Source organism: Streptomyces sp. NBC_00322, from assembly GCF_036147535.1.
Lineage (GTDB): Bacteria > Actinomycetota > Actinomycetes > Streptomycetales > Streptomycetaceae > Streptomyces.
This window is the reverse complement of record NZ_CP108019.1, coordinates 6009346-6021603: the sequence shown is the minus strand read 5'-3', so window position 1 is coordinate 6021603 and position 12258 is coordinate 6009346. Positions and strand designations below refer to the sequence as shown.

General features: G+C 66.4%; 7 protein-coding genes and 1 pseudogene. 2 read left to right on the top strand and 6 right to left on the bottom strand.

The window, feature by feature from the left end; genetic code table 11:
* The first annotated feature begins 141 nt into the window (after positions 1 to 141).
* On the top strand, positions 142 to 879 hold the full coding sequence (locus OG905_RS27470) for a hypothetical protein (RefSeq protein WP_328677976.1): 738 nt from the start codon (positions 142 to 144) through the stop codon (positions 877 to 879).
* Between the two features lie 180 nt (positions 880 to 1059).
* On the opposite strand, the gene OG905_RS27465 is transcribed toward OG905_RS27470, so the two are convergent.
* From OG905_RS27465 to OG905_RS27455, 3 genes are read right to left on the bottom strand one after another with little or no spacing between them, the layout of a single operon-like run.
* Positions 1060 to 1293, bottom strand: a complete 234-nt coding sequence (locus tag OG905_RS27465) for a helix-turn-helix domain-containing protein (RefSeq protein WP_328677974.1) — start codon at positions 1291 to 1293, stop codon at positions 1060 to 1062.
* Complete coding sequence (locus OG905_RS27460) at positions 1293 to 1787, bottom strand: DUF2975 domain-containing protein (RefSeq protein ID WP_328677972.1); 495 nt, start codon at positions 1785 to 1787, stop codon at positions 1293 to 1295. The genes OG905_RS27465 and OG905_RS27460 overlap by 1 nt, the downstream gene beginning before the upstream one ends.
* A 13-nt stretch (positions 1788 to 1800) precedes the next feature.
* Positions 1801 to 3138 (bottom strand): MFS transporter, encoded by a 1338-nt coding sequence (locus tag OG905_RS27455; RefSeq protein ID WP_328677970.1) that lies wholly within the window; start codon positions 3136 to 3138, stop codon positions 1801 to 1803.
* Between the two features lie 122 nt (positions 3139 to 3260).
* Between OG905_RS27455 and OG905_RS27450 the strand changes: the two are divergent.
* A pseudogene (locus OG905_RS27450) lies at positions 3261 to 3470 on the top strand (FAD-dependent oxidoreductase); the annotation flags it as partial.
* A gap of 342 nt (positions 3471 to 3812) precedes the next feature.
* Here OG905_RS27450 and OG905_RS27445 read toward each other — a convergent pair.
* Genes OG905_RS27445 through OG905_RS27435 form a run of 3 tightly spaced genes read right to left on the bottom strand, consistent with a single transcriptional unit; the run spans position 3813 to position 12192 of the window.
* Positions 3813 to 4325, bottom strand: a complete 513-nt coding sequence (locus OG905_RS27445) for a hypothetical protein (protein ID WP_328677969.1) — start codon at positions 4323 to 4325, stop codon at positions 3813 to 3815.
* On the bottom strand, positions 4301 to 5164 hold the full coding sequence (locus tag OG905_RS27440) for a hypothetical protein (RefSeq protein WP_328677967.1): 864 nt from the start codon (positions 5162 to 5164) through the stop codon (positions 4301 to 4303). The genes OG905_RS27445 and OG905_RS27440 overlap by 25 nt, the downstream gene beginning before the upstream one ends.
* On the bottom strand, positions 5161 to 12192 hold the full coding sequence (locus tag OG905_RS27435) for a polymorphic toxin-type HINT domain-containing protein (protein WP_328677965.1): 7032 nt from the start codon (positions 12190 to 12192) through the stop codon (positions 5161 to 5163). The genes OG905_RS27440 and OG905_RS27435 overlap by 4 nt, the downstream gene beginning before the upstream one ends.
* Positions 12193 to 12258 lie beyond the last annotated feature (66 nt).

Here is a 12258-nt window from a genome sequence, read left to right as displayed (position 1 = left end):
GGGTGCTGCTCTTCACTCCGCAGGCGGTTGTCGCAGGCGACAGCGCCGGGGCTGCGTACCCCACGGCCGGTCCGGCACGGTGCACTTTAGGGTTCTGGCATGCCTTTCTCTGCTGCTCCGAAGCAATCCACGTCTGGGGGTGTGTTCTCGTCGCTGCCGCGACAGCGCACACGACGGCGGCGGCTCGCCACGGCTACCGCAGCCGGTCTCGTCGTGATCGCCGGCGGCATGTGGCTTCTGTTGGGTACCGGGCCTGAACCAGGCAACCACGCGCCCGCAGCCATATGCGCCCTCGACAGCACAATCCTGCGCGCCGACGTGGACGCGGACGGACAACTGGACGAGATCCACGACCAAGACCGCGACGGCACCAGCTCAGTGGTCTTCCGGAGAGACGATCACCGGACCACGGTCAGCGTCGGCGATGCCCGCGGGTTCTGGCAGAAGCTGCGAGGCGTACCAGAGGAGGACATGGAAACGCGGGGAACCTTCGGCGACTTCGATGGCGACGGCTACCTCGATCTGGCCCTCTTCTACAGTCAGCGCGACGAGGGCGACGCTCCGCGGGACAACATGGTGGTGCATGAGGTGCACTACGGGCCTCTCGCCCGCGACCTGAGCAGTGACCGGACCGGCACCATCCGTATGAAGCACTCGACGTTCGTGTACGGGGTACGGGCCACCGACACCAATCACGACGGCCGCGCCGAGCTCCAGGTCTTCCAGTCAGGCGGGGATGGCGCCGTTTCCCGCTATATCGGTCGGCAGGACGGCGGCGGGGTCTCTGTGAGCCGTGAGGAGACCGACTTCTACGGGGTGTCGGACTGGCCCGACCTCAAGCTTGGCTGGCTCGACTTCGGTGCCTGCGCAGATCGCTAGTGCTCCCGTGTGCGGGACTGCCTTAATGGGGAGCTTCAGCGAGCAAGTCTGTCCCACCCCTTCCGCGCTGGCCTGCGACGAGTTGCCACAGCGGAGGGGCCGCCCGATAGCCAGCCAGGTCCAGGGACGGGGCGCTGAGGAACGGCCCACTCCCCGGTGGACCCCGCTGGGGATGACTGGCTAGGCCGGCTCGGCGTGGTCGTGAGTGATCAGGTCTCCCGGCTGGCACTGGAGGACATCGCAGATCCTCGACAGGGTCGAGAAGCGGATGGCCTTGGCCCGCCCGTTCTTGAGCACGGACAGGTTGACGACGGTGATGCCCACCTGTGCGGACAGTTCGGTGAGCGTCATGCCGCGCTGGGCGAGGAGCCGGTCGAGGTGGATCCGGATCGCGTGGAGTTCCTCTTCGGGCATCAGATGGTCCCTTCGAGGTCCTCTCGCATGCGCACGCCCTCGCGCATGATCTTCCCCATGATCACTGCGGCGAGGCCAGCGAGCACGAGCGCCTGCGGCCCGGAGACCGTCGGACCAGAACCCACGATGGGCGCCATGCTCCCGACGAGCCAGGACTGCGACCAGCCGACGACGAGGCCGGCCAGCGGCGTGCCCACGGTGACGAACCAGCCGAGTAGAGAGAGCCGTTGCGCCACCGTGTCGGTGAACGGCCCTTGCAGCAGGACGGCCTTCAGTAGCCGGGAGAAGAGCAGCAGCGCGAGGGAACCGAAGAGCAGCCAGGGCAGTTCTCCCCCGAGGTCGGCGGCGCGCTGCCCCACGGAGGGACTGTCCTGGCAGAGGCGCGTGGCACTGCTGGACGCCTCCACGCCCTTGCCCATCGGCAAATGGTCCGGCGCCAGTGATGCATTGCGCCAGAAGTCCGTCTGCACGCAGACCGCCCCGTCGTCGAGCATGTGCGTGACCCCCTTACCGATGAAGGCGAGCCCGCAGAGCACCGCCAGTGCAAAGGTGACCGAGGCCAGGGTCCTCGTGAGTCGCGTGTTCACCGCATACCTTCCTATCGATTTTCGATATGCCCAACATTAGAGGAGCATATCGATATTCGACAAGTTCATGGTCGCCGATGAGGCCGCCCGGGCAGGACTGGGAGGTCGGCTTCCACCTGGGATCGGCCGATTTCAACGTTCGGGCCTCTCCACGAGCGGGCGGCCCCGGCCTCAGTTGAGTGGGGAACGCAAGGAGTCCGGAGAGGCGGCCGTAATGGGTGGTACCCCAGCGGTCGGTGACGGCGGTGGCCTGAAGCAGGGTCATGTTGCCGCGGACCGTCCCCGCCGCGATCGAGAAGGTGACCAGCAGGGCGTACGGGCCCGGCGTGAGCGCCAAGGCGGCGGTCGTGACGCTGCCGAGGGCCACCAGGGCGGTGGTCCGCATGGTCACTCCGGTGTGGCGGGCGAGCGTGGCGTACAGGGTTTGGCCGAGGGTCTGTCCTGCGCCGCCGAGTCCGAGGGCCCAGGCGGCCTGGGTGGTGGTGTAGCCGCGTTCGAGCAGGAGGGGGACGAGGGCAACGACGACGGCGTACATGGCGAAGGCGGAGAGAGTGAGGGATGCGGCGAGCATCCAGAACGGTCGGCTGCGTGTAACGGATGCCGCACTGGAGTCGGTATGCGCGGTGGCGGGTGGAGGCGCCTTGGGCCAGGGGGTGTTCAGTGCGATCGCGTGCGCAGGCACTGTGACGACGGCGAGGATCCCGCCGAGCACCAGGTAAGTGGCGCGCCAGGAGAGGTGGTTGGCGAGCGCGGCGGTCAGAGGGGCGAAGACAGTAGAGGCAAGACCGCCGGCGAGGGTGACGATGGTCAGGGCGCGGACGTGGTCCGGTGCCCACCAGCGGGTCAATGCCGCGAAGGCGGGCAGGTAGAAGGTGGACGCCATCGCAAGGCCGGCGAGCAGCCACCCCGCTGCGAACACCGTCAGGTTGGGGGCGGTGGCGATGACGAGAATGCTGAGGGCGCCGAGTATCGAGCCGGACGTCATGACGGTGCGTGGGCCTTGGTGGTCGAGGACTCGGCCGATGCGGATCCCGGCGAGCGCGGAGATGAGCAGGGCGGCGGAGAACGCCGCGGTCGTGGCGCCCGTCGGCCAGCCGGTGTCGGCGGTGATCTGCGGGTTCAGGACGGGGAAGGCGTAGTAGAGGATGCCCCAGCTGGTGACCTGCGTCAGGCACAGGGCGGGGAGGGCGGCGCGGGGCCGCGACCGGTCCCCTGTTCCGGTCGCGGCCCCGCGGTTGCCGGCGTTGAGGTCGGTCACGAGCCGCAGCATCCGCCGGACGAGGCCGCGGCGGGCTCGGTAGCCGCGGCGGTGCCGATCTGTACCAGGGCGGGCGCGGGGGCACCGCCGCCACCGGACGTCCCGCTGGTGTCGGGGGTGTTGAAGAGGACCTGCCCTATCTCACCGGTCTCGGCGCGCTGGACGACCCCGGGCACCCCCGCCACCGCGACGGCCTCTCCCCGGTGCACCCGGGTCTGGCGTTCGTCGGGCTTGAGTGGCAGCGCAGCCTGTCCTCCAACTCCCTGCGCGGCGTGGGCCGGGACGCCGCCCGCGTCGCCCGCCGCCTTTCCGCCCACCTGGCCCGCCGCTAGCCGCACGGCCCCCTCCCCGGAATAGTTCGACGTGTGTCAACATAGACGTATGTCGAATGCCAAGGTGCTGCCGCTGCTGGAGCCCGACGAGGTCGTGGCGCCGGCGTCGCTGCCACCGTCTACGCCCACGTCCGACTCCGCCTCCAACGCGACGCCATCGACCTCCTCGGCCGCGCCCTCCGCGCTCCCGCCGAAACCGGCAACCGGCCCGACGACGGCAACGAACCGCCACTCTGCGCAGCCCCCGTCCGCTGACGTTGCCGTCAACTACTGCCGTCACCAGCCCCTGAAGCCCCGGCAGGCACAGCCTGGCGGGGCTTCAGATTTGCGTATGCAGGTGAGCTACTGACCCCCGATGGACTCGCGGAACCGCCGCACCTGAGAGGTGGTCGTAGACCACTCAGAAACTCTTCTTCCGTCCTCGTCAACCAAACTCCGAGCTTCCACATAACACCAAGGCTCTTGCGGATTGAACTGTTCTTCGAGGTCATCCAGGAAGATGATCGAGTTTTGCACGTAGACATCTCCCCTTTCCCGGTAAATAGGCCAGCAGAAGATGAAGTTAACGGTCTCCGGGTCCGTGATCGAGGAGATGAGGCACGAGGTCGAATACTTACTCGCCTCAAGCTCCCTCAGGGCTCTCTCCCAACTTCGAGAGTAGTCACCCACCGTCCAGAAGCTCAGGTCCATCGGGAACGATTCCGAGGAACCCCCGACTGTAACCCTACCGGCGGCCTCGGAAGCCGACGAGACGCCACCCTCCGAGGCGGGATCACCGATCACTTCGATCGCGAATCGGTTATTCCTTGAGATAGCCCCCGCCTCGCCCCTCACCCCTCGCCAGGGCTCTCCCATGCCGCTCTGACTACGCCGTCTGAATCCGGCACCACGGCGCACCACCCAACCAAGACCACATCCGCCAGCATGAACGACAATCCCCTGTCCGTTACTTCGGCGAGACTATCGGCCCCCCCTGGGTGGGCGCGGTAAATGAGCTGGCCAGGCGTGAGCGGGGCTTCGAACGCAGTGAAATCTTCGTCCAATAGCCCCGCGTCGAGCCGCAGGTCCGGGTTTGCGACAACGCAGAGGAGCGAGCGAGGCCGTACAGCCTGTGCCACCTCCGCTACATTTCCCGCAGTCACCCGGAACCATCGGCAGCCGTAAGCACCGTGCGCCCAGCGCTCACACAAGAGCACTAGCCCATCGGCCGCCGCTCGAACCGAGCTCCAAAACTCGTCATCCACGACGTCATCGACAAGTCTTGGCTCCTCCTCAGGATCCGGTTCCGAGGCGCGCCACTCAAGAGACAGGTTGTCGCCAGCGAGCCCGGTAAGCGAATTGGCTACCGCTGGATCCATTGAGAGATGGATCGCCCCATCCCATCCCGACTCGACGCGAAGCCGCCCCGGTGTGATCAGTCGGCAGTACGGTCCGAACCCAGCCGCCATCCGCTCAGCGAGATCTATCGCCTCCGCCGGGTTGGCCTGCATCCCGTTGCGGAGCCTCCAGTACCGATCAGGGAGCGGTTGGCTGACCAGCAACTCACTGACCTCAAGACGGTCAGCTCCGCATTCCTCGATCACCACGTTGAGCAACCTCCGCAAATCCACCGCGTAGGCACTCCAGGCCGACGCCTCTGCCAGGGAGGCTCGTACATGCTGGTCGCTCGGGCTGACGACAAGCTCGGCTGTCATTTGGCTAGCCACTTGAGACCCAACACCTCTCCTGTCGGGGATACATCCAGCCCATACGTTCCGTCCCGAGCCGAATCCTTCGTCGACTGGAAAGGATTACGGAAGCTGGCACCCTTGAATACCGCCTGCTTGTTATGCCCGGTCCGATCGTAGGTGATATACCGAGGTTGACCACCTCCAGCCTTCTTGTTCTCCCAAATCGGGGCCCCGCCTGCAGACTTCACTTTGGTCTTCGTGTACCCCAAGAAATTCGCAACATCGTCAGACTGTGCACGCGTGAGCGAGTTGCAGTTGCTGTTGTGAACGAGTACCGGTGTCTTACCCGCCAGCACATAGTACGTGTGGAGGTCTTCAACTGTGAGGTTGTACGTGCGCGCGTGCTTGGTGAACGCGCGGTTGTTCGTCACGGTGACGGTGGTGCCATCATCAGTGAGGAGTGTCGCGCTCGGCTGGAGTTGACCGGCTTCGACCCATCGCTTCTCGGAGGGGGACCAGAAGGGGTGCTCATGCGTGGCGATGAGCTTCTGGGGTCCGTCATCGGTCGCGATGGTCAGTTCGTTGAAGTACTTGTCGTCTTCGGTGCGAATCAGGCGTGAGACCTTGCGGCTGCCGGACTTTCCCGTCTCAGGGTCCGTCGCGAGGACTTCGTCTCCGACCTCGATGTCTTCAATGTCCTTCGTGGAACCATCAGCCATGAGAACGTCAGTGCCGGCGAGGAAACACTTGCAGCCAGAGAGGAGCCTTCTCAGCGCCGCCGTGTCGCCGGGCGCAGCCCGATCACTCTCGGCTTCGAGTCTGCTGTACAGGCCGCTCAGTTTGCTGCGGAATGTAGCCAGGGTTGCGCCAGAACCGAGCGATCCTCCCGCGGCGACCTCGATCTCGCCAGCTACGGCATCCACCGCAGCGCCGACACATGCCTCGGCTGCCAGAGCACAGCCGCCGATAACGGTGATGGCGACTCCGACCCATGGCTGCTTAGCGTCGAGCAGGCCAACTTCCGTCGCCGCACGACAGAATGCGCGAGCCTCATCAGCATTACTTCCTTGGCAGGTACCCACTGCCCAGGTGTGGAGCGCGTCCTGGTAGGTGTTCCAAGGTGTCAGATGTCCCCGAGCAGCCAGCTCCTTCGGAGTGGGGATCGGTACACCCCCGATGGTGGGCTTTCCCTGTGAGGGCGGAGCTCCCGGCGGGGCAGAGCTGCCACCGCCCTTGACGGGAGTGCTGGTGTCTACGTTCCCGTCGTGGTCATAGCAGGAGTAGTGCGTGCAGCCGGGGCCATTGTCAGGCGTCCAGGCCGTGTCGGGGTTGCCGGCGCTGCAACCGTCGCAAAACAGACCGCTGGGGTCGGAGGAGGTAACCGGGGTGTTGTTGGCGTACGAGTACCCCTGCATCTGCTGAGGATTCGTCAGATCCATTACGGGATCAACGCTGATGAAACGGCCGGTCGCTGGATCGTAGTCGCGGGCGCCGATGTGGGTGAAGCCGGTGATGGTGTCAATGTCGCCGCCGACGAACCCCTTTTTGCTGGGCCAGGAGAAGGGCGCGGTGCCGCGGGGCGCTCCATACGGCATGGTCTTGCGCCGGTTGACGGCGAGCGTGGTGGCGGTGACGGAGAGGGTGTTCGTGCCGCGGTGGTCGGCAACCAGGAGGCGGACCTTGCCGTCGCTGCTGGTGCGGATGGCCGAGCCGCCGGGCACGGAGTAGTAGCGGGTGCCGGCCAGGGCGCCGGTGGACTTGGTGAGGACGAGCTCCTGGCCGCCGGGCAGATACAGAGTGGTGGCGGTCGGTTCCCGCTTGAGGATGCGCGTGCCCTCGGCGTCATAGAGGAACTTGGTGGTCGCCCCGGAGATGGTGGAAGTGGCGAGCTTGCCTTCCTCATTCCAGGTGACGTCCTGGACGGCACCGGTCGCAGGGGTCTTCTTTGTGAGGTTGCCGGTGGCGTCGTACTGATAGGTGTCCGCCCCCGTGGCGCCGCCCGTGGCCGTGACGGTGCGGACGGCGTGCGGCTGTGCGGCGCCGGCGGTGGTGGGGTAGGCGTAGCTGCGAGTGGTGTCGGCGGGGACGGGGCCGGCTTTGTGCTGGGTTTCGGTGGCGCGGTCGCCGGAGCCGGTGAAGGTCCAGCTGGTCCAGTAGGGGTCTACGGTGCCGAGGGCCGGAGTGCCGGTTCCGTTGACCGGCTTGGTGGTGCAGGCATCCGCGGTGCTCCAGGCCTCGGACAGGCGGCGGGACCAGTCATAGGCGAAGCACTGGTCGTCGGCGATGGTGCCGTCGTTCTGGTCGTCGCGGATCCGGGTGAGGTTGCCGACCGTGTCGTAGGTGTACTTGATATTCGACAGGGTCTGGGGGCCGGTGGTCTCTCGGTCGACGATCGAGGTGGCGAGGCGGCGGGTGACGGTGTCGTAGCCGAGGGTCTGGATGACGCGGGTGCCGAGGTTGCCGAGGGAGGCTTGGGCGAGTTCCCCGAACGGGGTGTAGCTGGCGCCGCGCAGGTAGACCTGGGACAGGGTGCCGTCGACGATGCCGAGTTGGTCCTGGGCGCCGTAGTGATTGGTGACGGTTTCGGCGGGCAGCGCGGTGGTGGCATTGGTGTTGCCGGTGCTGTAGGCGGCGGTGGCGGGCAGTCCGCTGACCGGGGTGTCGGTGGCGGCAATGGTGTAGGTGCCGGCGAGCTTTTCCTCACCGGTCACCGAAGGCACCGTCACCGTCGTGCCAGTGGCCCGGCCTGCAGAGTCGTAGCCGGTCACAGCGGTCTTGTAGGCGGCTGCCGGGGTGACGGAGTTGTCGTAGCGGGTGGAGGAGGCGGGAAGGCCTTTGCCGCCGGTGGCGGTGTCGTAGGTCCACTCAGCGAGCTTGGTGCCGGTGACCGATCCGATGCGCAGACTGGTCTTGCGGCCGAGAGTGTCGTAGGTGGTCGCCAGGGTGGCGAGGTGAGCATCCGGGGTGGCGACGCGGGCATCCGTGGTGGTTTGGAGGCGGCCGTCGGCACCGTAGCCCATGCTGCTGGCGCCCTTGTCGGGGTCGGTGGTGGCGGTCTGCCGGCCACGCAGATCGTAGGTGTAAGTCCACGAGTTGCGGGTGGACGCGTCGGTGACCTTCTCGAGATTGCCGGCCCGGTCGTAGGCGTAGGTGGTCTTCTCGTACTGGCTGTCGGCTGCGCCGATGAGCGGGTTGCGGTCCTTGTACTGGCGTCCCTCAATAGCGCGGCCGCGGATGTCGTCGATGGCGAGGGTCGCGGTGCCGCCGACGGGTGGGACGGTGGAGGTCCAGTTGTCGCCGTAGGCGAAGGTAGTGCGCCAGTTCTCCACGTTCAGCGACAGTGTGACCGCGGCCGTGGGGCGGCCCCGGCCGTCGTACTCGGTGACGTTCGACTGAGGGATCTGGTTGGGCGTGACCGTGAGCAACGCGGTCGATACGGCCTGGTCGTTGTAGAAGGGGGCATCGGACTGGAAGGCGCGGCCATGGGTGTCGTAGAAGGTGCTGGCGACGGACCGGCCGGTGGTGCCGATCGCATCCATCTGAGTCTGGCGCTCGCGCAGCAGCGAGTCATAGATCGCGACGCTGGTACCCCAGGTGCCATTCTCGTACAGGTTTTTCGTCGTCACCGTGGACGGTGCGGTGGGGGAGATGTTGTACGCAAAGGTGGCATTGGGGTTCGCGGTGGTGGCGCGGCCTGCGCTCCAGACCTTTGTGAGGCGGCCGAGAGCGTCGTATTCACCGGAGGCTGCACGCTGGTTGGGGTCAGTGACCTTCAAGGTGAGCCCACGAAGCCCGTCCAGGGCGGTGGTGGTGCTGTGTTCCTTGATGTTGGTGACCGTGACAGTAGTGGGCTGGGCACCGGCGGCAGGGGTGTAGGCCGTGGTGACGGGCTGACCGTCCTGACCCGCAGCGGAGACTATTCGCCCGTACTGGTCGTACGCGGTTTCAGTGGTGGTCTCCCACACCAACTGGTTGTTGATGTCCAGCTTGGATGCCTGCTCGGTCTTCGTCACGTTGGCCTGCCCCGGGTTGGGAGCGACGCCAGGTGCCTGTTCGTCGTAGAAGGTGCGCGAGGATCCGGTGATGGCGGGGTTGAGGTAGCCGAGCGTGCAGGGCGCCTGAGCGACCGTGGTGACCTGAGAGGGATAGGAGATCAGCCAGTTGGTGGTGTCAGGGGTGACGTAGGACGTGCGGGTGCACTTCGGTTTCACGCCGCGGGCGATATCGCCGTCGTCGCCCTCGGCGGTCAATAGACCGTAGACCGGGTCATAGTCGCGGGTGGTGGTCAGGCTGCGCCAGGTCGTGCCGTCGTCCAGCAGCGTTGCGGCGGCCTCGGTGACCGTACCCGCATGGCGAGCGACGGCGTCGGGCAGCACGGGGCCGGGGGTGCCGGGTTTGTCGGGATCAGTAATGCCGGTGATGTTCTGGGTGGCGGTCGGGTCGGACTCCCACGGGGTGTAGGTGGTTTTGGCGACCACCTTGCCGCCAGTCCCGTCCTTGTCGTAGGTGCGGGTCTGCGCGGGTCGGCCGGCGAAGTCGTCGCGGTCGGTGATGCCGTTGATCTTGGCCACGGGCCTGGGGCTGCCGTCGGCGAGCGTGTCACCGGACATGCCGAGGAAGTAGCTGGTCTCGGTCTTGGTGCGGTTGGTGGCGCCGGTCAGGGTGCGGACGGTGCCGTAGCCGCGGAAGACGCTCCAGCTCCGGTGCTTGTCAACGTTGAACTCGGACGTGTCGCGGCGCCAGTTCGGGCCGTTGGCGTACTCGTATGTGGTGGTCTTCGACTCTGAGCCGGTGCCGGCCGTGGTGTCGTCCTCGATCACCTGGGTGACCAGGTACTTGTGGAACCAGTCCTTGACCGGGTCGACCGCGCCGTCCGGGGTCCACCAGGACGGGTAGCAGCGTTTGGTGTTCTGGTCCGGAGAGGACGGCAGAGTGCTGGAAGTGCAGTCTGTGGGGCTGTAGTTGACGAGGGTCTCGCCGCCGGTCTCGCTGGTGACCCGGGTGATGCGGTATTTGTTCAGCGGCGGCCGTCCCTCGGCCGAGTCCACCCGGTTCGGCATCGGCGTACCGCCGAAGGTGGTCTTTGGCAACGTCAGGTCCGCGAGGGTGCCGGCCTTGCCAGTGTGCTGGATCGACTCCAGCCACAACGCCGGCTTTGAAACGTCACCCGTGGCCGGGAAGGACTGGGCCAGCGTCCAAGTATCGACCGGCTGCATAGTGCTGCCCTGCAGGGCGAAGGTGTTGATGTCGGTCAGCCGCTTCCGGGACCAGAACGACGGCGACGCCTTCAAGCACTGCTTACCGGCGGTGCAGTCCAAGTCGACCGGGACGTCCGGCCAGCTGGCGGCATGGCTCTCATCGAAGGTGCCGCAGTTTGCAAGGCACCGCTCCGCCACTCCGAACGTCACCCGGCCCGCCGGATTGACCGTCGCAGGAACGGCACCGGCGCGCAGGCCATAGTCGATGCGGCTCAAGTACCCACCACGGATGTATGAGACCGGGTCGTCGACCTTCAGGTTCTGCGCGTAGTAACCGGTCTCCTTGGAGTAGTACAAGGCCATGGCGTTGTGGTGCGGGTCAACGACGTAGTCGAGGTTCCAGCGCCAGCCCTGCGTTGCCGCGGACGAGGCGAAGTCCGATCCGTGGCCGGGCTCGCCGCTGTGGTTGCCGTAGACCGGAACGGTGAAGACGGAATTCGTCTCCTCCTTGCCGCTGGTCCACCCGGGCAGGCGGTTCTTGCCGAACCAGTACTGAGTGCCATCCAGCGACGTAACTTTCCAGTACTCGTAGTCCTCGTCACCGTTGATGTCGTTCGGGGAGCTGCCGAGGATCCGCTCGACGCGTGAGCCGTCGTCTTCGGCGAGCTTCCATACGCTCTTGCCTGCATCCCACACCAGGGCAGTGGACGTGCCGTTCAGGGAGAGTGTTGCGTTCTGCGACTTCCAGCACAGATCGCCGACCTTCTCTGTGTTGTTACCGCCCTGCTTGTCGTTCTCACAACCGGCATAGGTGCGCTCGATGAACCCCTGCGAGTAGTCCCAGCCCTCACCGATCCACGACGTCTGGTTGTTCGTCGACGACGTCCGGCCGTCCACTGCAGAGGAGTTGTACGACAGCGCCACTTTCGGCTGCAGCCCGCCTGGGACGGACGGCACCCCCAGCGGCGTACTCCAGCCGAAGCCACCGGAGCTCCCGCCGGCCGACCACGACCCGGAAGGGGACAGCGAAGTGGCCTTGAACGAACCCTCCCCGCCATCCGCTGCCGCCGCGGCAGCCAGCACCGCCATGCTGCCGTTCACGGCAGCTGCGCGTGATTGCGTGGCCGTGCCCTGGCTGGCCGGGAACGCCACGGTTGCGGTGAGAGTACGGGCCTTGGTGTTGTTGTTGGTCGCCAGGGGCACACCCTTGAGGCATGCGGCCTTGCCCGGCGTGGTCAGCGCGCACGAAGGGAGCTGGACCAGGCGCAGACGGGAGGACCAGCCGGCGCCGAAGGCCGACTCGATGCTCGCGTAGTCGACCTGGACGGCGGCCGCACCGGGTGCGGTGGTGATGCTGGTCGGTTGGATCGAGAACAGCAGGCCCTGGATCCCGGCCCGTTGCGTAGCCTTTCGGTCGGCGAGCCTCACACGCACGCGGTCCGGGCTCGCGGTGCGGGTGCCGGCTCTGGTCACGGCAGAAGCAGTGGTCGGCCGGCCGATATGGACCGGCAGCGACCCCGCTTGGACCCGCTGACGGACGGCGCCCTCCTTCGCCGTGCTGCCGGGGGCGCCGGGCAGCACGACGTCCGCTTGGCCGGCGGTCGGCCACGCGGTCTTCCCCGGTGGGTGCCAGCGGTTGCGCTCAGAGGGCGAGAGCTTCGTTGAGCGGCTGACGTTCAGGTCCTTGCCCGGCACCGAAGCGGTCTTCTGCAGGGGCCGCAGCGAGAATCCTTCACCGGGGTTGGCCCACGCTGGCGCGGATAGCAGAGACAGGCTCAGAGCACCGGAGAGCAGGCCGACTGAGAGGATGGATGCACTACGAAACCGCAGCAGCGGCTGAGCAGAAAGCGGCATGCCAAAACCACGGCGAAACACGATGACAACCCCACCCCTAGACCTGCATCTTATGAAGAGCCTGTA

Excerpts from the sequence above, each read along its gene's own strand:
- OG905_RS27465 (WP_328677974.1), bottom strand. The coding sequence starts at position 1,293 with ATGCCCGAAGAGGAACTCCACGCGATCCGGATCCACCTCGACCGGCTC.
- OG905_RS27460 (WP_328677972.1), bottom strand. The coding sequence starts at position 1,787 with ATGCTCGACGACGGGGCGGTCTGCGTGCAGACGGACTTCTGGCGCAAT.
- OG905_RS27445 (WP_328677969.1), bottom strand. The coding sequence starts at position 4,325 with ATGGGAGAGCCCTGGCGAGGGGTGAGGGGCGAGGCGGGGGCTATCTCA.
- OG905_RS27440 (WP_328677967.1), bottom strand. The coding sequence starts at position 5,164 with ATGACAGCCGAGCTTGTCGTCAGCCCGAGCGACCAGCATGTACGAGCC.
- OG905_RS27435 (WP_328677965.1), bottom strand. The coding sequence starts at position 12,192 with ATGCCGCTTTCTGCTCAGCCGCTGCTGCGGTTTCGTAGTGCATCCATC.